The 21,787-nt window shown below is 71.6% G+C and carries 22 protein-coding genes; 9 read left to right on the plus strand and 13 right to left on the minus strand.

Going from position 1 to position 21,787, the window contains the following annotated elements; all coding sequences use genetic code 11:
* Positions 1–31: 31 nt before the first annotated feature.
* Positions 32–1,945 (plus strand): glucans biosynthesis glucosyltransferase MdoH, encoded by a 1,914-nt coding sequence (gene mdoH, locus ACO2Q3_RS07770; protein WP_423305985.1) that lies wholly within the window; start codon positions 32–34, stop codon positions 1,943–1,945.
* On the opposite strand, the gene ACO2Q3_RS07775 is transcribed toward mdoH, so the two are convergent.
* From ACO2Q3_RS07775 to dapA, 4 genes are read right to left on the minus strand one after another with little or no spacing between them, the layout of a single operon-like run.
* On the minus strand, positions 1,942–3,057 hold the full coding sequence (locus ACO2Q3_RS07775) for a saccharopine dehydrogenase family protein (protein ID WP_423305986.1): 1,116 nt from the start codon (positions 3,055–3,057) through the stop codon (positions 1,942–1,944). The two genes, mdoH and ACO2Q3_RS07775, sit on opposite strands and share 4 nt — an antisense overlap.
* A gap of 22 nt (positions 3,058–3,079) precedes the next feature.
* On the minus strand, positions 3,080–3,469 hold the full coding sequence (locus ACO2Q3_RS07780) for a hypothetical protein (RefSeq protein ID WP_423305987.1): 390 nt from the start codon (positions 3,467–3,469) through the stop codon (positions 3,080–3,082).
* On the minus strand, positions 3,466–3,918 hold the full coding sequence (smpB, locus tag ACO2Q3_RS07785; RefSeq protein WP_423305988.1) for an SsrA-binding protein SmpB: 453 nt from the start codon (positions 3,916–3,918) through the stop codon (positions 3,466–3,468). Before smpB ends, ACO2Q3_RS07780 begins: the two co-directional genes overlap by 4 nt.
* A complete protein-coding gene (dapA, locus tag ACO2Q3_RS07790; RefSeq protein WP_423305989.1) occupies positions 3,918–4,805 on the minus strand; it encodes a 4-hydroxy-tetrahydrodipicolinate synthase in 888 nt (295 codons plus the stop codon). The genes smpB and dapA overlap by 1 nt, the downstream gene beginning before the upstream one ends.
* A gap of 132 nt (positions 4,806–4,937) precedes the next feature.
* On the opposite strand from dapA, the gene ACO2Q3_RS07795 reads away from it, so the two are divergent.
* The gene (locus ACO2Q3_RS07795; protein ID WP_423305990.1) at positions 4,938–7,109 is read left to right on the plus strand and encodes a lytic transglycosylase domain-containing protein; all 2,172 of its coding nucleotides are present in this window, start codon (positions 4,938–4,940) and stop codon (positions 7,107–7,109) included.
* Positions 7,110–7,124: 15 nt separating this feature from the next.
* Here the strand turns inward: ACO2Q3_RS07795 and ACO2Q3_RS07800 are convergent, their stop codons facing one another.
* On the minus strand, positions 7,125–7,541 hold the full coding sequence (locus ACO2Q3_RS07800) for a PilZ domain-containing protein (RefSeq protein ID WP_423305991.1): 417 nt from the start codon (positions 7,539–7,541) through the stop codon (positions 7,125–7,127).
* A 177-nt stretch (positions 7,542–7,718) separates the two neighbouring features.
* Here ACO2Q3_RS07800 and ACO2Q3_RS07805 point away from each other — a divergent pair, with 177 nt between their 5' ends.
* A complete protein-coding gene (locus ACO2Q3_RS07805; protein ID WP_423305992.1) occupies positions 7,719–8,555 on the plus strand; it encodes a DUF4118 domain-containing protein in 837 nt (278 codons plus the stop codon).
* 18 nt (positions 8,556–8,573) lie between these two features.
* Here the strand turns inward: ACO2Q3_RS07805 and ACO2Q3_RS07810 are convergent, their stop codons facing one another.
* The 5 genes from ACO2Q3_RS07810 to ACO2Q3_RS07830 all read right to left on the minus strand — a co-directional run bounded on the left by ACO2Q3_RS07810 (position 8,574) and on the right by ACO2Q3_RS07830 (position 11,729).
* Positions 8,574–9,215, minus strand: a complete 642-nt coding sequence (locus tag ACO2Q3_RS07810; RefSeq protein WP_423305993.1) for an NrsF family protein — start codon at positions 9,213–9,215, stop codon at positions 8,574–8,576.
* Positions 9,205–9,756: a sigma-70 family RNA polymerase sigma factor gene (locus tag ACO2Q3_RS07815; protein WP_423305995.1), complete on the minus strand. Its 552-nt coding sequence runs from the start codon at positions 9,754–9,756 to the stop codon at positions 9,205–9,207. The genes ACO2Q3_RS07810 and ACO2Q3_RS07815 overlap by 11 nt, the downstream gene beginning before the upstream one ends.
* A gap of 139 nt (positions 9,757–9,895) precedes the next feature.
* Positions 9,896–10,282 carry a hypothetical protein gene (locus ACO2Q3_RS07820; protein WP_423305996.1) on the minus strand — a complete coding sequence of 129 codons (387 nt, stop codon included), beginning with the start codon at positions 10,280–10,282 and terminating at the stop codon, positions 9,896–9,898.
* Positions 10,283–10,312: 30 nt separating this feature from the next.
* Positions 10,313–11,026 (minus strand): DUF1223 domain-containing protein, encoded by a 714-nt coding sequence (locus ACO2Q3_RS07825; RefSeq protein ID WP_423305997.1) that lies wholly within the window; start codon positions 11,024–11,026, stop codon positions 10,313–10,315.
* Between the two features lie 67 nt (positions 11,027–11,093).
* Positions 11,094–11,729, minus strand: coding sequence for a TetR/AcrR family transcriptional regulator (locus tag ACO2Q3_RS07830; RefSeq protein WP_423305998.1), 636 nt, complete (start codon positions 11,727–11,729; stop codon positions 11,094–11,096).
* A gap of 153 nt (positions 11,730–11,882) precedes the next feature.
* Between ACO2Q3_RS07830 and ACO2Q3_RS07835 the strand changes: the two genes are divergently transcribed.
* Both ACO2Q3_RS07835 and ACO2Q3_RS07840 read left to right on the plus strand, forming a co-directional pair.
* Entirely contained in the window at positions 11,883–12,782 is a 900-nt protein-coding gene (locus ACO2Q3_RS07835; RefSeq protein ID WP_423305999.1) for a class I SAM-dependent methyltransferase, read from the plus strand.
* Positions 12,783–13,574 carry a TrmH family RNA methyltransferase gene (locus ACO2Q3_RS07840; protein ID WP_423306000.1) on the plus strand — a complete coding sequence of 264 codons (792 nt, stop codon included), beginning with the start codon at positions 12,783–12,785 and terminating at the stop codon, positions 13,572–13,574.
* 26 nt (positions 13,575–13,600) lie between these two features.
* Here the strand turns inward: ACO2Q3_RS07840 and ACO2Q3_RS07845 are convergent, their stop codons facing one another.
* Positions 13,601–15,205: an APC family permease gene (locus ACO2Q3_RS07845; protein ID WP_423306001.1), complete on the minus strand. Its 1,605-nt coding sequence runs from the start codon at positions 15,203–15,205 to the stop codon at positions 13,601–13,603.
* A 143-nt stretch (positions 15,206–15,348) separates the two neighbouring features.
* Positions 15,349–17,784 carry an ATP-dependent helicase HrpB gene (gene hrpB, locus ACO2Q3_RS07850; protein ID WP_423306002.1) on the minus strand — a complete coding sequence of 812 codons (2,436 nt, stop codon included), beginning with the start codon at positions 17,782–17,784 and terminating at the stop codon, positions 15,349–15,351.
* Between the two features lie 137 nt (positions 17,785–17,921).
* Here hrpB and ACO2Q3_RS07855 point away from each other — a divergent pair, with 137 nt between their 5' ends.
* From ACO2Q3_RS07855 to ACO2Q3_RS07865, 3 genes are all read left to right on the plus strand, one after another.
* Positions 17,922–18,593, plus strand: coding sequence for an MBL fold metallo-hydrolase (locus ACO2Q3_RS07855; protein ID WP_423306926.1), 672 nt, complete (start codon positions 17,922–17,924; stop codon positions 18,591–18,593).
* 103 nt (positions 18,594–18,696) lie between these two features.
* Entirely contained in the window at positions 18,697–19,446 is a 750-nt protein-coding gene (locus tag ACO2Q3_RS07860; RefSeq protein ID WP_423306003.1) for a response regulator, read from the plus strand.
* Positions 19,443–20,780: an ATP-binding protein gene (locus tag ACO2Q3_RS07865; RefSeq protein WP_423306004.1), complete on the plus strand. Its 1,338-nt coding sequence runs from the start codon at positions 19,443–19,445 to the stop codon at positions 20,778–20,780. The genes ACO2Q3_RS07860 and ACO2Q3_RS07865 overlap by 4 nt, the downstream gene beginning before the upstream one ends.
* A 4-nt stretch (positions 20,781–20,784) precedes the next feature.
* On the opposite strand, the gene ACO2Q3_RS07870 is transcribed toward ACO2Q3_RS07865, so the two are convergent.
* Positions 20,785–21,429 (minus strand): DUF1345 domain-containing protein, encoded by a 645-nt coding sequence (locus ACO2Q3_RS07870; RefSeq protein ID WP_423306005.1) that lies wholly within the window; start codon positions 21,427–21,429, stop codon positions 20,785–20,787.
* Positions 21,430–21,546: 117 nt separating this feature from the next.
* On the opposite strand from ACO2Q3_RS07870, the gene ACO2Q3_RS07875 reads away from it, so the two are divergent.
* Entirely contained in the window at positions 21,547–21,762 is a 216-nt protein-coding gene (locus ACO2Q3_RS07875; protein WP_423306006.1) for a general stress protein, read from the plus strand.
* The last annotated feature ends 25 nt before the right edge of the window (positions 21,763–21,787 follow it).

Genomic DNA, 21,787 nt, shown 5'->3' on the forward strand with positions numbered 1-21,787 from the left:
CGTACGTATGGTGTCATTGGTTTCACGCAGTATGCCCGTGGATGCACTTGAAGCCGCGTATCGCTCCGGCCAAGATTATTTCTCCCCTGAAAACTCTCTACTTGATCAACCGGAGCTTTACCGGGACAGCTTTCGCTCGTGGAAGCCGTCCGGGGACCTGCCGGTCGAATCGCCGCTGGAGATGCCCGAACAGGACTTCGCCGCCTGCGACGTGCGCGCCAGGGTCGCCCAGCCGCGCGGCATCATGGTGCGGCGCGCCATCCTGGTGGGCGGCGCCGGGGTGCTGGCGCTCGCCGCGGCGCGGGCGCTGAGCCACTATCTGGCGCAGGACGGCTTCGACCTGTTTGACGGCCTGCTGCTGGTCCCGTTCTTCGCCCTGTTCGCCTGGATCGCCTTCTCGTTCCTGGGCGCGCTGGCGGGCTTTCTGGTGCTCACCTTCGGCGGGGCGATCGACCTGGCCACGCCGCAGGCGGGCCGCGCGCCCAGGGGACGCACTGCGGTGCTGGCCCCGATCTACAACGAGGACGTCTCGGCGATCTTTGGCCGGCTGGAGCGGATGACCCGTTCGGTGGCCGAAGCCGGCGGCGGCCGGCAGTTCGACTTCTTCGTGCTCAGCGACAGCCGGCTGGAGAATCACGCCGCCGAGCACGCCGCCTACCGGGCCTTGCGCGCCCACAGCCGCGTGCCGGTCTACTACCGCCGCCGGCCGCTGAACCATGCGCGCAAGCCCGGCAACATCGCCGACTGGGTGCGCCGCTTCGGCGGGGCCTATGACTATATGCTGGTGCTGGACGCCGACAGCCTGATGAGCGGCGAGGCGATGATCCGCCTGGCCGCCACGCTCGATGAGCGCCCCGAGGTGGGGCTGGTGCAGACCGTGCCCGCCGTCACCGGCGCCGTCAGCCCCTTCGCCCGCTGGCAGCAGTTCGCTTCCCGGTTCTATGGGCCGGTGTCCGCCGCCGGCCTGATCTGGTGGTCCGGGGCCGAGGCCACCTTCTGGGGGCATAACGCCATCCTGCGGGTCCGCGCCTTCGCCGAGAGCTGCGGCCTGCCGAAGCTCAGCGGACGCGAGCCGTTCGGCGGCCACATCATGAGCCACGACATGGTCGAGGCGGCCCTGCTGCGCCGGCGCGGCTGGGCCACGCACATGATCGCCATGGAGCACGGCAGCTACGAGGAATTCCCGCCCACCGTGGTCGATCACGCCATCCGCGACCGCCGCTGGTGCCAGGGCAACCTGCAGCACCTGCGCCTGCTGGGCGCCGCGCGCTTCCACTGGGTGCACCGGCTGCATCTGCTGATGGGGGCCTCGTCCTACCTCACGGCGCCGCTGTGGCTGATGCTGATGGCGGCCGGCGTGGCCGAGCGGCTGAAGGCGCCCTTCATCCCCACCCAGACCCCGCCCGCGTGGCTGCTGGCGCTGACCGCGGGCCTGCTGTTCGGCGGCAAGCTGCTGCCGATGGTCTGGGCGGCGCTCAGCCCCAGGCGACGGCGGCGCTTCGGTGGCTGGCGCGGCCTGGTGGCCAGCATCGCCGTGGACCTGCCGCTGTCGGTGCTGATGGCGCCGATGATGATGATGAACCAGGTGGTGGCCATCGCCGACATCCTGCGCGGCCGACCCAGCGGCTGGCCGCCCCAGCGCCGGCAGAGCGACGGCATCGCCTTCATAGACGCGGTGGGCCACTACCGCGCGCACCTGGCCGTGGGCGTCGCCCTGGCCCTGGTCGGGCTGGTGGATGCGGCGGCGGCGGTCTGGCGGTTGCCGGTCACCGTCGGCCTTATCGCCGCGCCGATGCTGGCGACGCTGACCTCCAGCCGCGACCTGGGCGAGCGCCTCGCCCGCCTCGGAATCTTCCGCACGCCCGAGAGCGTCCAGCCGACCGCCAACCTGCGGGAACGCTGGGTTCTCTCCGAGAGCTCGGCCAGGCGGCAGGTGGCCGGCTAGCCCGGGGCGCGCGTCACGCCGGTGCGGATCGCGCGTGCGGCGAAGAACGGTGCGAAGTCGTCCAGCTCCAGCTCGTGCGTCGCCGGCCTCGCGCCGGGCGTGGGCGATGGCCCTGCGCTCAGACGGCGCAGGATCGCCGCCGCCGCCATGGCGGGGATGAACGGGCCGTCGGCCCCCTCGGCCACCAGCATCCAGGCGCACCTCGCCGGCCGGCCCGCCTGCAAGCCGCGCGCCTGGACGATCATGCCGCCGCGATCTTCGCCCCAGCGCAGGGCGTTGATCACCCGATGGAACAGCGGCGCCAGCGGGGTCAGCGGCGGCAGCAGCCGCCGGGACCGCAGCCAGGCCAGCGCGCGCAGCAGATGCAGCGGCGCCTGCGGGGCCGGGCCGGCGCCGACCCACACCGACTGCAGGCCAGGCCACGCCAGCGCCGCCAACCGCAGGTCCGGCGCGTCAGCCAGCAGGAACAGGCGCGGCGACAGGGGCGGAACGCCGGGGGGCGCGATCGTCAAGCGGCGCGCTTCCACGAGACCCGGCGCGGTGACATCCCGTCCTTCCCGGCGAAGGCGCACCGGCGCGCCGGCGTAGCTGGCTGTCGCCGCCACGACGCTGAGGCCCAGCGGCGCCTTTGGCGACGGCGCGACGCCGATCTCGAGGCTGTCGAACCGGTCCAGGCCCGCGGCCAGCATGCGGGCCGCGGCGAAGCTGAGCGCCGGAAGGGTGGAGAGGCCCGAGAGCGCCACCAGCCCCCTCCCCCTGGCCTCGGCGTCCAGCGCACCGATCCCCGCCACGAAGGCGGCGTCGTCGGCGAGGTCGAGATAGTGCGCCCTGGCGGCGAGGGTGGCCTCGGCCACGCGGTAGGGCCGCCCGCCGTAGGCCTGGAACGGTCCGCTGGCGTCCACCAGCACGTCGGGGCGCAGGGCCGCCAGCGCCTGGCCGAGATCCTTGTCGCGGTCGAGCACCGCCGCCTCGGCTCCCAGGGGCCCGGCGGCGGCGCGGGCCCGGTCCAGCGAGCGGCCGGCCAGCACTAGGCTCACGCCCGGATCATCGTGGATCAGCTGCGCCAGCCGCGAGCCGAAGGCGCCCGCGCCGCCGAGGATCACCACGCGCATGGCGCGGCGCCCTGGCGCGGCCTCAGCCGGCGTCGGTCACGTCTTCCTGGCACTCGTCCCTGGAATAGTGCTGCAGCGCGGACTCCAGCAGGTTGATGCACCAGTAGCCCTTGCCGTGCCAGGTCATCAGATCGCCCGCCTTGACGTCGACGGCCTCCTGGTAGCTGACCCCGTGCTCGGACGTCACCTTGAGCAGGTGGTGGCCGGCGGCCAGCGGCGTCACGGTCGAGCCGTAGCCTGGAACCGTGATCGGCTTGCCGTCCACGGTGACGTGCGCCGGCTCGGCGAGGTGCGAGGCGATGTGCAGCACGGTCGCGCCGCCGGCCGCGACATGGTGCGCCGGTCGGGCGGCCACCGTCCCGCAGGCGGCGGCCATCGCCAGCGCCAGGCCGGCCACAATCGCTGTTCTCATCCCCGGTCCCTCATCAGTCGGCCCTGTTCACGCTTCCAGTCGCGGTCGGCCTCGACGGCGCGCTTGTCGTGGATCTTCTTGCCCTTGGCCATGGCGACCTCGAGCTTAACCCGGCCCTTGTCGTTGAAATAGAGCTTGGTCGGGATCAGGGTGCGACCGTCGCGCTGCACCGCGCCCATCATCTTGTCGATCTGCTTGCGATGCATCAGCAGCCGTCGGGGGCGGCGCGGCTCGTGATTGAAGCGGTTGGCCTTCGAATATTCCGGGATATAGGCGTTGATCAGCGCCAGCTCGTCGCCCTCCACGGCCACGTACGACTCGGCGATGTTCGCCTTGCCCTCGCGCAGCGACTTCACCTCGGTGCCGGTCAGCGCGATGCCGGCCTCGATGGCGTCGTCCAGGAAGTAGTCGAACCGGGCCCGCCGGTTTTCGGCGATCAGCTTGCTCATCAGGTCACGCCGGCCGCCGCCATGGCCTCCAGGATCGCCGGCTTCACTGCATCCGAACAGGGGGCGATCGGCAGGCGCGCGTGGGCGCCGGCCAGGCCCAGGTGGTTGAGGGCGAACTTGGTCGGCGCCGGCGAATTGTCCAGGAACAGCGCCTTGTGCAGTTTCACCAGCTTGTCCTGCCAGCCCAGCGCCGTCTCCCAGGCCCCGCCCAGCAGGGCGTTGTAGAAGGCCGCGCACTGCGCCGGCGCCACGTTGGAGGTCACGGAGATGCAGCCGTGGCCGCCGTGCGCGATGTAGCCCAGGGCGGTGGGGTCGTCGCCGGACAGCATCACCCAGTCAGGCCCGCAGGCCAGGCGCTGGAAGCTGGCGCGGGTCATGTCGCCGGTGGCGTCCTTGACGCCGATGATGTTCGGCAGCTTGGCCAGCCGGGCCAGGGTCTCGTTGGTGATGTCGACGCTGGTGCGCGAGGGCACGTTGTAGACGAACACCGGCAGCTCCACGGCGTCGTTGATCGCCTTGTAGTGCAGGTAGAGGCCCTCCTGGCTGGGCCGGTTATAGTAGGGCGTCACCACCAGGGCGGCGTGGGCACCGACGGTCTTGGCGTGGCGCACGAGGTCGATCGCCTCGTCGGTGGAGTTGGAGCCGGCGCCGGCGATCACCGGCACGCGGCCGCGCGCGGTGGCCACGCACAGCTCGACCGCGCGCTTGTGCTCGTCGTGGCTGAGCGTCGAGGTCTCGCCGGTGGTGCCCACCGGCACCAGGCCGTGCACGCCGCCTTCGATCTGACGCTCGACCAGGGCGACGAACGCGGTCTCGTCCAGCGCGCCATCATCGCGAAACGGGGTCACAAGCGCCGTAATGACGCCCTTGAAAACAGGTAGGGACATAGGATGCAAAAGGCCGTGATCTTGCCGCTTGTTATTGCGGCTCTCGGAGTCGGGCCCGCAATATGTCGATCAGCGCCCGTTCCCGCAACGGTTCCGGGCGATGATTCGCACGTCCTTGGGAGTTGAAGAGCTTTGAGTTACCGGACCGCCAGAGCCGTTGGCGCGCTCGCCGCCCTGGCGCTGGCCGCCTCCATCGCCGGCGCCCAGACCCTGAGCCCGGACACCCCGCACGCCCCGGTCGCCCAGACCTATCCGATAGGCCAGGGCGGCCAGGCCGTTGGCGGCCAGAATGCGGGCGGCGCGCCCGGCGGCTATACGCCGAGCCCGCTGGTGACCACGCCCCAGGTCGGCTACCGCACCAGCCTGTCCGACAGCGACGCCCAGTACCTGGTGGCGGCGCTCAACACGGCCCGCTCCGGCGGCGGCGCCGGCGGCGTGCGCGCGGCGATGGAAGCCATCACCGATCCCCTGGCGCGCAAGATCGCCCTGTGGGCGCTGGCCGACAGCGCGCCGGACACCCTGAGCTTCAGCGAGGCGGACGCCGCCCGCCGCGACCTGGCGGGCTGGCCGCGCGCCGCCCGGCGCCAGCTCGCCGCCGAGAAGCTGATCGAGACCGCCGGCCTGGGTCCCCAGGCGACCATCGACTGGTTCGGCGGTTCCGACCCCGTCACCGGCCAGGGCGCGATGGCCCTCGCCTCGGCGCTGAAGGCGACCGGCAAGACGACCGACGCCTCGCAGGTGATCAAGGCGGCCTGGCGCACCCTGCCCTTCGACATCGACGTGCAGAAGACCATGCTGGCCCGGTTCGGCGACATGCTGTCGACCGACGACCACGTGACCCGCGCCGACATGCTGCTGTACGGGCCGCAGGGTCAGGCCGCCCAGGCCATGCTGGACCTGCTGCCGGCGGACCAGCGGGCCATCGACCAGGCGCGCATCGCCGTGCGCCAGGGGGCGGCGAACGCCCAGGCGCTGGTGGACGCCCTGCCGGTGAATCAGCAGGTGCTGCCTGGCCTCGCCTACGAGCGGGTGCTGGCGGCGCGCTCGCGGGGCCAGTTCTCCACGGCGGCGACCCTGGCGGCCTACCTGCCGGACAAGACCCCGTTCGACGGCGCCGGCGAGCGGCTGTGGAACAAGGGTCGGGACGCCAATGCGGCGTTGAAGGGCGGCGACTACAACGGCGCCTTCGCCATCGCCGCCCATACCGGCCTGACGTCCGGGGGCGACGCGGCCGACGCGGAGTTCATGGCCGGCTTCCTGGCCTTCTCGAAGATGCGCGATCCGCGCATCGCCGACGTCCACTTCGCCAAACTGCAGACCATTGGCCAGTCGCCGCTGACCCAGAGCCGCGCCCTGTACTGGCGCGGGCGCGCCGCCGAGGCGATGGGCGATCCGCTGCAGGCGCAGATCTTCTACGGCCAGGGGGCCAAGTACTACACGACCTTCTATGGCCAGCTGTCGGCGATCAAGGCCGGGGTCCGCACCCTGACCCTGGACCACGACCCGGTGATCACCAGCGCCGACCGCGCGCGGTTCGAGGGCCGCGACTACGTCCGCGCCACGCGCATGCTGGCCGAGATCGGCGCCAGGGACACCTTCAAGCAGTTCGTCGCCGCGCTGGCCGACACCCTGCCCACGGCGCAGGAAGAGGCGCTGCTGGTGGACATGGCCCGCGGCTATGGCGACCAGGAGGTGGCCATGCGCGCGGTGCGCAACGCGGCCAAGCGCGGCTTCATCCTGCCCGAGCGCGGCTATCCGATCCGCACCCCGCCCTCCGCGCCGGGCGCGCCGGAGCCGGCGTTCGTGCTGGGCATCACCCGCCAGGAGAGCAGCTTCGATCCGCGGGCCCGGTCCGGCCCGGGGGCGCGGGGCATGATGCAGCTGATGCCGACCACAGCCTCGATCGTCGCGCGGCGGCTGGGCATGCCCTATTCCCCCGGGCAGCTCGACGACCCGGACTACAACATGCAGCTTGGCTCGGCCTTCCTGGGTCAGCTGGTCAACCAGTTCAGCGGCTCATACGTGATGGCCTCGGCGGCCTACAACGCTGGCCCCGGACGCCCGACCGCCTGGGTGGCCGACTGCACGGACCCGCGCGCCAGCGGCACGGACCCGCTCGACTTCATCGAGTGCATCCCGTTCTCGGAGACCCGCGACTACGTGATGCGGGTGATGGAGGCGACCCAGGTCTATCGTGCGCGCCTGAACGGCGGCACGACGCCGATCACCCTGGCCAAGGACCTCAAGCGGGGCGGCTACAGCTACACCGTCTCGAGCGCGGCGACGGCCGCCGGCACGCCGTAGCGCGCCGGCCGGTCTCTAGACCGGCTTCCAGGCCCCGCGGCGGGCGGCGCGGTCGTCGATCATCGCCGCGCACTTGGCCAGCTTGCGCCGGCTGAGGCGCGGACGACGGTTCATCCATTCGCTGCGGATGGCGGCGAAGTGGGCGGGCGTCGGACGGCGCAGGTCGCGACCGACCTGGAACTGCACCCCCACCTGGGCGCCGCCGCGCCAACGGATCACGGATTCGTACGCCAGTCCGCTGGACCAGATCACCACGACGATCTGCTCGCCCATCACGATCGGCTGGGAGAACTCGAGCCGGGCGCCCCGGTCGTTGTAGTCGCGGATCACGCAATCGATGGATCCGGGAAACACCTTGGCCCGCAGCGCGGTCGGCACCCGCTCCAGGGTGCGGCGGTCGGCGGGATTGGCTGAGACTGCGACGCGGCTCATGGGCGCCACAATCGGCCACAAATGTTAAAAGGCGCTTGAAGCCTATGCCCAGATTGAGGGTTTACGCCGCCCTTACGTCCTGCCCCCGCTTTCGCATGGAGGCTTGAGGCGGGGAACCCTAGGTAGATCACCTACCGGCCGGCCCGCGCCGGCGCCACTGCAGAGTTGGAGGCGACCATGCCCCGCTCGACCGACGTCGAAGACACCCTGTTCCCGCAAGCGACGGCCCAGACGCCGACCCTGCCACGCCGCCGGCGGGCGGGGTGGGCCAGCTACCTGCAGACCACCGTGGCCGTCGGCGCCATCGTGCTGCTGGGCGAACTGGTACAACCCATGCTGCACGCGCCGAGCACCGCCCTGCCCTTCGTGCTGCCGGTGATCCTCGCAGCCGTCAGCTTCGGCTGGCGGACCTCGATGTACGCCGCGGTGCTGGGGGCGCTGGCCTACGACTTCTTCTTCACCGCGCCGGTGTTCAGCCTGCGGATGGACAGTGGCGCGGACATCTGGAGCCTCGGCCTGCTGCTGCTGGTGGGCGCCATCGTCAGCACCCTGGCCGCCCAGTCGCGGCAGCGGGCGCTGGACGCCGAACGGGCCGCCGCCCGCGCGCAGGCGCTGCAGGACCTGGCCGACGGCCTGATGCACACGCGCGAGCTGGGCGCCGTGACCGCCGGCGCGGCGGATGCGTTGGCGCGGATCTTCCAGGCGCCCGCCGTGGTGTTGATCCAGGGGACCGACCGCCTGCGGGTGGCGGCCAAGGCCGGCGGCGCGCATCTTTCCGGCGCGGACATGGAGGCCGCCGCCTTCGCCGCGGACTCGGGCCTGGCCACGCGCGCCGGAGTCTATCCGGCGGACAAGGCCGCCTACGACTTCTGGCCGGTGCGGCCCGATGGCGGCGCCGACGCCGTGCTGGGCGTGAAGCTCGCCGACGGCGACCGCGGCCGGCCGAAGGACGCCGGGCGCTTCATCCGCATCGTCGGCGCCTATGTCGACATGGCGCTGGGCGGACGGCCGTAGGGCGGGTCGAGGGCGACGCTACCAGCGCAGCAGGCGGCGGCCGATCAGCGCGCCGACCAGGGGCCACAGGGCCATACCCAGGGTGTACCAGACGGCAGTGAACGCGGCCGCGGTCTCCTGACAGTGCAGGCCGTAGACGGTCGCACCCAGGCCGCCGGCCAGCAGCCCAGCGGCCGCCCCGGCCACGGCCGGCCGGGTGGGCGCCATCCAGCGCAGGGTCAGCATGGCGATGACGAACACCGGCGCTGAGATCGCCAGGATCCGCCAGGGGCAGACCTGCGCGGACTGGCCCATCATGTCGGCCCGCCAGCCGGCCATCGGCATCCCCATCAGCTCGTGCGCCGCCAGGGCCAGGATGGTCACCACCGCCGCCCCGGCCAGGGCGACGCCCCAGCCCAGCCGCACGCCCGGCCGCCCGGCCCGCTCGACGATCAGCAGGCCGGCGACGCCCAGCGCCAGGGTGTAGCCGCCCTTCATCCAGAACGGCGAGGTGCGCATGGCGTGGTGCAGGTCGGGGCGCACGCCCCAGCCGAGGGTCATGACCACGGCCGAGATCGCCAGCGCCAGCAGCACGGCCAGGGCCCAGCGCCGCCAGACGGCGCCCTTGCGCACCGGCGCTGCATCCGCGGCCAGGGTGGCGATAAGGTCGTCAGTGTCCATCGCGCGCCCTCCTTGCCATGGCCTGGACGGCGCGATGAATGGAAACCTTCACGGCGGAGGCGGACATGCCGGACCGCTGCGACGCCTCCTCGATCGACAGGCCGGTCAGCTTGACGTCCTGCACCAGCTTGCGCTGGCGCTCCGGCAACGCCTGCATCAGCCGGCCCAGGTCGCGGCGCGCCTCGCGCGGGGCGACGTCGTCGGCGGCGAACAGGGCCCCGGCGTCCTCCAGCGGCGCCTCCGCGCGCGAGCCCGCTCGCCGGTAGTGGTCGAGCAGCTTGTAGCGCGCCACGCCATAGGCCCAGGGCGTGAACGGCTGGGCCCGGTCGTAGGAGGCGCGCTTGACGTGGATGGCCAGCAGGGCCTCCTGCACCAGGTCTTCGAGATCGGCCGCGTCGCGGCCCAGCCGGCGGGCGAAATAGGCGCGCAGGTAGCCGCTCAGCGCAGACAGCAGATCGCGCTGGGCGGCCGTTTCGCCGTCCAGAGCCTTGAGCATCAATGCCTTGAGCCGGGTCTCCACGCCCGTCAGGCTGTCCGTCACGCCAATGCGTCCGCCATCATCCCTCGCGAAGCGGAAGCTTAGCCCGTTCAGCGTCGCTGCGCCCACTCCTGATCTCCGGAATGGAAGAAACGGGGCGGCCATTGAGGGCATGGAGGCCGCCCCGCCCTCCCGGGGCGGCCTAGTGGGGGGCCATGCCGCCGGAAGCCATGCCGCCGCCGGCCATCGAATCTGACGCCATCGCGCCGCCCGCCGAACCGGCCGGGGTGGCGTGGGCCATCGGCGCCGGGGCCGACATCGCGGTCGCCCGGTGGTGGTGATGGCGCTTGTGGCGGGGTGGGGTCGCCATCGGCTTGTGCATCGGGGCGGCGGCCATCGGCGCGGACGGCGCGCCGTGATCCATTGCGCCGCTTCCCATCGAGCCCTGGGCCATCGAACCCTGGCCCATCGAGCCCTGGGCCATTGATCCCTGGCCCATCGAGTCGTGCGCCATCTGGGCGGCGGCGGCGGTGGTCATGGCCAGGCTGAGAGCCAGCGCGGCGGCCAGCCGTTGAGTGAGGACGTGCATGGGGTCTTCTCCTGTGGGGGTGTCGGAAGGTCAGCCGCGCGCGGCGGCGAGGATCGGTCCGCCGGCGGGCAGCTGGACCAGGATGGCGGTCTTCAGGGCCGGGTCCGCGGCGGGGGGCAGCGGGTAGCGGCTGGCCGCGCCGGTCCAGGCGCCCAGGCGGATCAGCTGCTTGACCACGTTCCGGTGCGGCAGGGTGCGCCCGGCGTTCTCGCCGCGCCGGATGGCGACCTGCTCGACGCGCGGGTCGTAGCGCACCAGCCAGACGTCGGCCGGCTTCGGCGGCGGCGCAGTGGCGGCGATCGACACCTCGGTCGGCGCCAGGCTGATCTGGGGTCCGACGGTGGCGCGGGCGCCCGTGCGGATCAGGCCGGCGAAATCGGCCGGGTTGGCGCCGACCCCGTCACGGCGGCCGTCGACCACGACCTGTGGGGTGAACACCCCCGGATGGCCAAGACCCCGGGCATAGTCCCACTGCCGCTGGGTGTACTGGTCCCGGGCGAAGGTGTCCTTCCAGCCGAGATTGTCCCAGTAGGTGACGCCGAAGCTGAGGGCGAGCACGTCCGGTCGGTCGGCGACGGCCAGCAGATTGGCGTTCGCCGGCGGACACGAGGAACAGCCCTGGCTCTGGAACAGCTCGACGACGGTCGGGTGCGCGGCGTCGGCCGCGCGGCCCGGCGCGGCGGCGCAGGCGGCGACGGACAGACTGGTGACGAGGCCGAGGGCCAGGGTGCGGAGGCGTGTCATGCCTCCGTATTCGCCGGCCGGCGACGCCCGGTTACAGGCGCCGCCGCGAAATCATCGACGAGCGCCTTTAGTCGGCGATCATGCCGTACAGCAGGCTGTCCATCATCACCTTGGTGAACTCTTCCGGCGAGGCCCAGTCGAAGGACGGCTTGGTGATGATCATGGCGGTCAGGCCATGGCACGCGGCCCACAGCGTCTGGGCGGCGGTGCGGGCGTCGCCGCAGCGCAGGCGGCCCTCGGCGGCGATCTCGCGCACCACGCCGACGAAGCGCTCGAAGCAGTCTGCGCCCAGCACGTTGGTGGCCTCCTGCTTGGCCAGGGAATTGGCCAGCGGCGAAGCGCAGAACACCAGCCGGTAGGCGTTCGGGTGGTTCAGGCCGAACTGGATATAGGCCTCCAGCATCCGCCGCACGCGGGCGACGGAATCGATAGGCTCGGCCGAGATCTCGCTGTTGATCGACAGCAGCTGCTCGATGGCGCCGGTGCAGATCTCGATCAGGATCTCGTCCTTGTCCTTGAAGTGCATGTAGAGCGCCGTCGAGGAGACCCCCACCTCGTCGGCGATCTTGCGGATCGTCGCGCCTTCGTAGCCCTGGGCAAGAAAGATGCGCTCGGCCGCCGCCAGGATCTCGGCGCGGCGCAGATGTCCGTCGCCCTTGGCCTTGCGGGCGGACTTCTGCGGCTTGTGGAGAAGAGCCGTCACCCCAATGTCCCCCTGGGTTTGTTTGCTGATGTTACTAAAGGGGAATCGGGCGCCCGCCGCAAGATGCCGTCCGGACACGGTTCAGCCCGCGCCCGGCCCCCCGCGGTTGTGCGCCACTGGACGCCAGGGGCGCTTGACCGCTAATCCGGCCCCATGACCCGCCCCGCCATCGCTCCCGACCCGCTCGTCATGCGGACCACGGCCTGGGACGACTACGCGCTGCTCGACTCCGGCGGCGGCCGCAAGCTGGAACGCTACGGCCCCTACCGGGTGATCCGGCCCGAGCCGCAGTGCCTGTGGCGCCCCGCCCTGCCGCAGCCCGAGTGGGACAAGGCCGACGCGGTGTTCGACCCGACCGACGAGGAGGACGCCGGCCGCTGGCGCTATGCGCGCAAGCTGCCGGAGACCTGGACCATGGGCTGGGGCGATGCGGTTCGCTTCCAGGGTCGGTTCACCGCCTTCCGCCACCTGGCCTTCTTTCCGGAACAGGCCGCAAACTGGGCGTGGCTGGCCGAGCGGCTGGCGGGAGCGGGGCCGGACACCAAGGTGCTGAACCTGTTCGGCTATACCGGTGTCGCCAGCCTGATCATGGCCGCGGCCGGCGCGGCGGTGACCCACATCGACGCCTCGAAGAAGGCGATCGGCTGGGCGCGCGAGAACGCCGCCGCCAGCGGCCTGGCCGACCGTCCGGTGCGCTGGATCTGCGAGGACGCCCGCAGCTTCGTGAAGCGCGAGCTGCGCCGCGGCAACGCCTACCAGGGCATCGTCCTCGACCCGCCGAAGTATGGGCGCGGACCAGACGGCGAGGTGTGGAAGCTGTACGACGACCTGCCGGAGCTGGTCGCCGGCTGCGGCCAGCTGCTGGCGCCCGACGCCAGCTTCCTGCTGCTGAACGCCTATTCCGAGCGGCTCTCCGGCCTGGCCCTGGCCAGCCTGATGGCGCAGGCGCTGGAGGGGCGCGGCGGCGTGATCGACTGGGGCGAGCTGGCCCTGATCGAGGATGGCGGGGAGCGGGGCATGGGATTGTCGTTCTTCGCCCGCTGGAGAGCCTGAGTGAGCGACCGCACCATTACCTCCCTGGCCAACCCGACGGTCAAGGCCGCCCGCGCCCTGCATCTGCGCAAGGAACGCGACGAGACCGGCCTGTTCCTGGCCGAGGGGCTGAAGATCGTCACCGAGGCGGTGGAGCTGGGGCACGCGCCGAAGATCCTGCTGCACAGCGCCGAAGCGGCCGGCCACCCGCTGGTGCGCCAGGCCGCCGAGGCCACGCGCAAGGGCCGCGGCGAGGTGATCGAGGTCAGCCGCGACATCCTCGCCAAGATTTCCCGGCGGGATAATCCACAGACCGTGCTGGCGGTGTTCCAACAGGTCTTCGCCCCCCTCGCCGCCCTGGAGCCGGCGCGCGCGCGCTGTTGGGTGGCGCTGCAGGCGGTGCGCGATCCGGGCAACCTCGGCACCATCATCCGCACGGCCGACGCGGCCGGATGCGGCGGGGTGATCCTGGTGGGCGACTGCTGCGACCCCTATTCGGTGGAGGCCGTGCGCGCCACCATGGGCTCGGTGTTCGCGGTGAAGATCGCCAAGGCCGGGGTCGACGAGTTCATCGCCTGGCGGAGGACCTGGCCGGGCTCGGTGGTCGGCACCCTGCTGAGCGCGACCACGGACTTCCGGGCCGCGGACTACCGCGACCCGGCGCTGATCCTGATGGGCAACGAACAGGCCGGCCTGCCGCCCGAGCTTGCGGAAATCTGCGACGTCAACGTCAAGATCCCGATGCGCGGGCGGGCCGACAGCCTGAACCTGGCCGTCGCCACGGGCGTGATGATCTACGCGGCGACGGCCTGAGGCCCAGACGTCTTTATCCTGGCGGCTCAGTCCATCCGGTGTGGCAGGTCCATCGGCTCCGGTTCATGGCCGCCGACGGGGATGCCCTTGCCGAGCTTGGAATTCCAGATGCCGTAGGCGAAGTAGACGATGATGCCCAGGATCAGATAGGCGCCGAAGAAGTTGCGCGTGTCCTTGGTGGTCATCAGGCTGGCCAGCAGCACCGCGCAGAGCACGATGGCCAGCCCGCCGGTCAGCCAGAACACCGGCGCCCTGAAGGGCCGTTCCAGCTCCGGCGCCTTGATCCGCAGATAGATCACGGTGGCGCAGACGATGGCGAACGCCGCCAGCGAGCCGACGTTGGACAGGTCCGAGAGCGCGTCCAGCGACATGAAGCCGGCCGCGCAGCAGGCGGCCACGCCGACGATGATGGTGTTGATCCAGGGCGTCTTGAAGCGCTTGTGCACGCTGGCCAGGGCCGAAGGCAGCAGGCCGTCGCGGCTCATGGTGTAGAAGATCCGCGTCTGGCCGTAGAGCAGCACCAGCATCACCGACGAAAGGCCGGCGACCGCCCCGATCTTCACGAAGATGGCAAACCACGGCAGGCCGATCTGGTTGACCGCCGTGGCGATCGGCGCGGGGTTGTCCAGCGAGGCGTAGGGCACGATGCCCACCAGCACGCCGGACGTCAGGATGTAGAGCACGGTGCAGATCGCCAGCGCGCCGAGAATGCCGATCGGCATGTCCTTGGCCGGGTTCTTGGCCTCGGCGCCGGCCGTGGAAACCGCCTCGAAGCCCAGGTAGGCGAAGAAGATGATGGCGGCCCCGTGGATCACGCCGCCCAGACCGTACTTGTGGCTGACGTCCCCGGTGATGATCGCCAGCAGCGCGCGCCCAAGCTGGTGCATTACGTCCATGTTGGTGCCCGGCGGCCGCGCCGGGATCTCGGCCGGAACCAGCGGGTGCCAGTTGGCCGGATGGACGTAGAACGAGCCCACGCCGATGAAGGCGATGACCACCGTCAGCTTGATCACCACGACGATGTTGTTGACCGTTGCCGACTCCGAGATCCCCACCACCAGAAGGGTCGTCACCGCCAGGATGCCGATGACCGCGGGAAGGTTCATGATCCCGTGCGTGACCACATGGCCCGCCGCATCCTTGACGGCCACGCCGGGCGCCGCCGTCAGGGCCAGGGGAATGTGCACCCCGAAATTGTCGAGCAGGCTGGTGACGTAGCCGGACCAGCCCACGGCCACGGTCGACGCGGCCAGGCCGTATTCCAGCAGCAGCAGCAGGCCCATGATCCAGGCCACCACCTCGCCCATCGAGGCATAGGAATAGGAATAGGCCGAGCCGGAAACCGGCAGCACCGAGGCCAGCTCGGCGTAGCACAGCGCCACCAGGGCGCAGAGGGTGCCGGTGATGATGAAGGAGATCATGATGCCGGGGCCGGCGAACTGCGCCGCCGCCCGGCCGGTGAGGACGAAGATGCCGGTGCCGATCACGCAGCCGATGCCGAGCAGCACCAGGTTCAGGGCCCCCAGCGAGCGCTTCAGCTCGCCATGTTCATGTTCGGATTGGATCTGCGCGACGGATTTTCGAAGGAAGATGCGGCCGATACCTCGGCCGCCGGCTGGCACAGTCGCCATCTGGATTCCTTTTTCCCATAACTCACTCGGCGCTTCCCCCCGAGTTTGGCCGGCAGGCTAGACGGGCCGGAGGGTTCCGGCAATCCGGCGCCTCGCCGGGGCGCCGGACGGCGCAAATCCTGCCCCTCAAGGCCCGTTGCCGGTCAATTCCTGGGCTTTGCGCGCGTGGTCGGGGCAGCGGCCGCGGGGTCTTCGGGCCAGGGATGCTTCGGATAGCGGCCGCGCATGTCCTTGCGCACGTCGCTCCACGATCCCTTCCAGAACCCTGGCAGGTCGCGGGTCAGCTGGATCGGCCGGTGCGCCGGCGACAGCAGCGCCAGCGTCAGCGGGACGCCCGCGCCGACGGTCGGGTGCTGGCCCAGGCCGAAAAGCTCCTGCACCCGCACGTCGACCCGCGGCCCACCCTCGGCGGCGTAGTCGATGCGGAAGCTGTTGCCGGTGGGCGCGGTCCAGCGGGCGGGCGCCGCGGTATCGAGCCGGCGCTGGACGTCCCAGGGCGCCAGCGCGCGCAAGGCGCCCTCGAGCGCGCCGTCGCCCAGGGCCTGAAGCGAGGACTTGCCGGCCAGCAACGGCGCCAGCCAGTCGTCGAGCCTGGCGAGCAGCGTCCCGTCGGAAAGGTCCGGCCAGGCGGCGTCGCCGGCGCGCAGGAAGGCGAGCCGCTGGCGCAGGGCGTTCGACGCCTCACCGAACGGCACGGCCTCCAGGCCCCGCCGCCGGACCTCGTCCAGCAACGCCGCCTCGATCAGCCGGCGATCCGGCCGGGCGATCAGCCGCTCCTCGACGACGAGGCGTCCCAGCCGCAGGGTCTCCTTGGCGCGCAACCCCCCGCCCGGCCCCGCCTCCAGCTGCTCCTCGCGCACCATCTGGTCGGCGAAGGCGGCCCTCAGCGCCGATTCGTCCAGCCGCGCCGCCAGCAGGATGCGGTCGCGGGCCTCGCCGCCGCCGAGCTCGGCCACGGCGAGCCAGGTCTCGCGCGCCAACCGGTCCGCGGGATCCAGCAAGGCGCCGCGGCCGCTGGCCAGCTGGTACTCCCCGGGCTTGCCACGGGCCTTGGCGATGCGCTCCGGAAAGGCCGCCGCCAGCAGCAGACCGTCGTCCTCGGCTGCGCCCTGGCCGCTGTCCCCGGCCTGGCGCGCCCACCGCGCGGCCAGCGCCATCGCGTCGCGGGCGCGGGGCGAGCGGTCTCGCGCCAACGCCTCCAGCCGCTCGGAAAGGTCGGCGGACCGGCCGCCCAGCCCGCGCTCCACCACCAGCGCGGCGATGCGGGCGGCGCGCAGGCCCTGGCCCTGATCGGCGCCGGCCAGCACCATGTGCGCCAGGCGCGGGGCCAGCGGCAGCTCGCTCATCCGGCGGCCGTGCGGGGTCAGGGCGCCGTCGGCGTCCAGCGCCCCCAGCCGGGCCAGCAGGCCCCGGGCCTCGGCCATCGCCGCGGCCGGCGGCGGATCCAGGAAGGCCAGCCCCTCGGCGTCCCGCGCGCCCCAGCGCGCCAGGTCGAGGGCCACCCGGGCCAGGTCGGTCTCCAGGATCTCCGGCTGCTCGAACGGGATCAGGGCGCGGGTCTCCGGCTCGTCCCACAGGCGGTAACAGACCCCGGGTCCGGTGCGGCCGGCGCGGCCGCGGCGCTGGTTGGCCGAGGCCTGGGAGACGCGCACCGTGACCAGACGGGTCAGGCCGCTGGCCGCATCGAACCGCGGCACCCGGGCCTGGCCGGCGTCGATCACCACGCGCACGCCCTCGATGGTCAGGCTGGTCTCGGCGATCGAGGTGGCCAGCACCACCTTGCGCCGCCCGGGCGCCGCGGGCTGGATCGCCCGGTCCTGGTCGCGGGCCTCCAGGGCGCCGAACAGCGGGGCGATATCCACGGCCGGGTCGCGCACCCGCTCGGCCAGGCGTTCGGCCGTGCGCAGGATCTCCCCCTGCCCCGGCAGGAACACCAGCAGGCTTCCGGTCTCCTCGGTCAGGGCGCGCTGGATCGCCTTGACGGCCTGATCCTCGATGCGCGCCGCCGGGTCGCGGCCGAGGTAGCGGGTGTCCACCGGAAACATCCGGCCCTGGCTCTCGACCACCGGCGCATCGCCCAGCAGCCGCGAGACCCGCGCGCCATCCAGGGTGGCCGACATCACCAGCAGACGCAGGTCGCCCCGCAGCAGCGACTGGCTGTCCCGGGCGAACGCGAGGCCGAGGTCGGCGTCCAGGCTGCGCTCGTGGAACTCGTCGAACAGCACGGCGGCGACGCCGTCCAGCGCCGGATCGTCGAGGATCATGCGGGTGAACACGCCCTCGGTGACCACCTCGATCCGGGTTCTGGCCGACACGCGCGACTCCAGCCGCACGCGGTAGCCCACCGTGTCCCCTACCCGCTCGCCGAGCGTGGCGGCCATGCGGGCCGCGGCGGCGCGGGCGGCCAGGCGCCGGGGCTCCAGCAGGATCAGCTTGCCGCCCCTGGCCCAGGGCTCATCCATCAGGGCCAGCGGCACGCGCGTGGTCTTGCCCGCCCCCGGCGGCGCCACGACCACGGCGCACGGCCCCGCCTGGAGAACGGCCTTCAGCGGCGGCAGGGCGTCTTCGATCGGCAGCATGGCGCGAGATTTAGTTTGAATCGTCGCGGCGAGCCCTATTTTAGCTGACGATGTGGCCTTCCGGCCAAGGAGGTTCCGTGGACGACGCGACGCCAAATCAGCAAACGGGGCAAGGGACAGCGGCCGAGGGCGCTGAGCTGCCGCCGATCCAGGCGTTGCCGATCCCGGTCACCCCGCTGCAGCAGAACTGCACCCTGGTCTGGTGCACCGCGACCAGGAAGGCGGCGCTCATCGACCCGGGCGGAGAGGTCCCCAGGCTGCTGGAGGCCGTCCGTGAGCTGGGCCTGACGCTGGAGAAGATCTGGATCACCCACGCACACCTGGACCATGCCGGCGGCGCGGCGTTGCTCAAGCAATTGACGGGCGCGCCCATCGAAGGTCCGCACCGGGACGACCAGTTCTGGATCGACCAGATCGAATCCAGCGCTGCGCGCTGGGGCATGCCAGACGCCTGCGCCTTCACGCCGGACCGCTGGCTGGAAGACGGCGACAGGGTCACGCTCGGCGAGACCGAATTCGAAGTCTACCACTGTCCGGGCCATACGCCGGGTCACGTGGTGTTCTTCCACCGGGAGGCCCGCTTCGCGCAGGTGGGAGACGTGCTGTTCCGCGGCGCCATCGGGCGCTGGGACTTTCCCAGGGGCGACTTCGGAACCCTGATCATCTCGATCCTGGGCAAGCTATGGCCCTTGGGCGACGACGTGACCTTCATTCCCGGCCACAACGAGCCCTCGACCTTCGGCCGGGAGCGCAGGACCAATCCCTACGTCTCCGACGAGGCCATAGAGATGCTGCGGCCGAAACAGTGACGCCGCAGGCCGGGCGCCCACCTTGGGCAATGTTCCGCCGGTCGTGTAGGTGATGTTACAGTCGGGACATTCCAAAGCTACAGCACACCGCCACCCTGGCGGCATGGATACTGAAACCGTCATGAGCCCGCAGGCCGAGGCCGCCGAACACATCCTGGTCGTGGACGACGACCCGGGCATCCGCGACGTGGTCTCGGAATTCCTTGAGCGTCACGGCTATGCCGTCGACACCGCCGCCGACGGGCGGGAGATGGAGCGGGCGATCAGCCGCCGGGCGCCGGACCTGGTGGTGCTGGACGTGATGCTGCCCGGCGAGGACGGCCTGGCCATCTGCCGGCGGTTGTCGACCCCCGACGGGCCGGCGATCATCATGCTCAGCGCCATGGGCGAGGAGACCGACCGCATCGTCGGCCTGGAGCTGGGCGCCGACGACTATGTGCCCAAGCCCTGCAATCCGCGCGAGCTGCTGGCCCGGGTGCGCGCCGTGCTGCGCCGCCGGCGCGAGCCGCGGGCGGGCGAGGAGAACCTGGACGCGGCCTGCGAATTCGCCGGCTGGCGGCTGGACCTGGTGCGCCATGAGCTGCGCTCACCGGACGGGGTGGTGGTGAACCTGTCGAGCGGCGAGTTCTCGCTGCTGCGCGCCTTCGTCGAGCGGCCGCAGCGGGTGCTGACCCGCGACCAGCTGCTGGAATACGCCCGCGGCCCGCAGTCGGACGCGTTCGACCGCGCCATCGACGTGCAGATCAGCCGGCTGCGCCGCAAGCTCGACCATGGCGGCGAGGGCGTTGAGCTGATCCGCACGGTGCGCAACGAGGGCTATCTGTTCACGCCGAAGGTCTCGCGCACGCCATGAGGCGCTGGCCAGCGCTTCCACTCTTTCTCCAGGCCCTGGGCCTGGTGGTGGCGACCCTGTTCGCCGCGCTGGCGACCAGCATCGTCGTGGCCTTCTACCTGCCGCAGCCGCCGCCGGAGGTCTATTCCGTGGGCGACGTGGCCCGCGCCATGCACAGTGGCCGGGCGATCCCCACGCGCGAGGGCCGCCCGCTGATCACGGCGACCTCGGCCGTCCCGCCGGGCGTGCAGACCGACGGCCACTACCGGCAGATCTTCCGGGTCGCGCTGGCGGGCGCGCTGCACATCGATCCGAAGTCCATCGTCGTGATCCAGAACCAGCCGCGCCTGGTCACCCCGCGTCCGGCGCCGAGCAAGGAGGCGCTGACCCACGGGGCGTTCGACCAGCCGCTGCTGTTCGACGAGTTCGTGCTGGGGGTGCGCCAGGCCGACGGCAGCTGGCTGGTGGTGCGGCCCGAGCCACGGCTGGCGCTCAGCCCCTGGCAGCAGCGGATTCTGCTGATCTTCGGCATTGCCGTGCTGCTGGTCTCGCCGCTGGCCTGGTGGTTCGCCCGCCGCATCGCCGCGCCGATGACCGCCCTCGCCGCCGCCGCCGAACGCCTGGGCCGTGACCCCCAGGCGCCGGCGATCGACATCCACGGCTCGTCCGAGGTGACCGCGGCGGTCAACGCCTTCAACCAGATGCAGGAGCGGCTGCGTAGCTATGTGAACTACCGCACCAGCATGATCGCGGCGATCGCCCACGACCTGCGCACCCCCCTCACCCGGCTGCGCTTCCGCATCGAGACCACGCCCGAGGACCTGCAGGTCAAGCTGGCGCGCGACATCGACGAGATGGAGGCGATGATCTCCGCCACCCTGGCCTTCGTGCAGGACGCCACCCGGCCACGCGAGCGCAAGAAGCTGGAAATCTCGTCGCTGGTGGAGACGGTGATGGATGAGGCCGCCGAGACCGGCAGGGACGCGGCTGTGGAGCGCGCCGACCGGGTGGTGATCGACGGCGATCCTATCGCGCTCAAGCGCCTGGTGGCCAATCTGGTCGACAATGCCCTGAAGTTCGGCTCCCAGGCGCGTGGCCGGGTCTATGCCGAGGACGGCATGGCGATCGTCGAGGTCGACGACAATGGCCCGGGGGTGCCGGACGACCAGGTGGAAAAGGCCTTCGAGCCGTTCCACAGGCTGGAGTCCTCGCGCAGCCGCGACACCGGCGGCATCGGCCTGGGCCTGGCCGTGGTGCGCGCCATCGCCCGCAGCCACGGGGGCGACGTGGCGCTGCACAATCGCGCGGGCGGCGGCCTCAAGGCCAAGGTCACCCTGCCGCTCGAAGTCGTCTGAAGCCCTATTTGCCCACCAGCCCCGACAGCAGGTTGATGCCGACCGCCAGCACCGCGGTGTTGTAGAAGAACGAGATCGCCGCGTGCGCCGTGACCAGGTTGCGCAAACGGCTGGTGGTGACGTTGGGGTCGGAGACCTGCGCCGTCGCCCCGATGCAGATCGCCAGATAGACGAAATCCATGTAGCCGCGCGGCGGATCGCCCGGGAACTTGAAGCCGGCGGCCTCGCCATGCTCGGCCACCGCCTGGAAGTGGCGATGGGCGTAGTGGCTGGCGAACAGCGACTGCAGCACCAGCCAGGAGGTGATCAGGGTGAGGGCCGACAGCGCGGCGATCGCGGCGCTGGCGTCGGGGCTGCGGTGCCCCTTGCCCACCAGGGCGGCGACGATGGCCACCAGGGCCGCCGCCACGGCGCCCAGCGCCAGGGCCAGGATCACGCCGCGCCGCTCGTCCTGAACGGCGGCGGCGGCGCGCACGTGCGCCTCGTCGGCGGTGAGGAACAGGCGCCATACGGACAGCAGGTAGATGGCCGCGCCGGCGTTCCAGCCGATCAGCGCCCGCTCCGGCGCCGGCGCCCCCAGCAGGATCGCCGCCGCCCAGCTTGCCACCCCGATCAGCGCGCCCAGTCCCAGGCGCCAGTGCAGCTTCATGCCGTCGCCTCCCGTCGCAGCAAAAAAGCGTGGCTTTGGACGAGGTTCCTTGGTGGCGGCGCGAAACCTAAGCCGCCGTCGGGGGTTAAAGCCCTAACTGCGCTAAGGAGGTCCCAGATGCAGAGCGGTACCGAAGACCAAAAGACCCGTCCCAGCCGGCGCGGCTTCGCGGCCATGGATCCTGAACGGCGACGCGAGATCGCCCGTCGGGGCGGGGCCAGCGTGCCCAGCGAGAAACGCAGCTTCGCCCAGGACCGCGACCTGGCCGCCAGCGCCGGCCGCAAGGGCGGCTCGGTGTCGCGTGGCGGCGGCCGCCCCCACTCGGCGACCTGAGCCGGAGGCCTGACGGGTCAGAGGT

Origin of the sequence: Caulobacter sp. KR2-114 (genome assembly GCF_049446115.1) — a bacterium.
GTDB lineage: Bacteria > Pseudomonadota > Alphaproteobacteria > Caulobacterales > Caulobacteraceae > Acaudatibacter.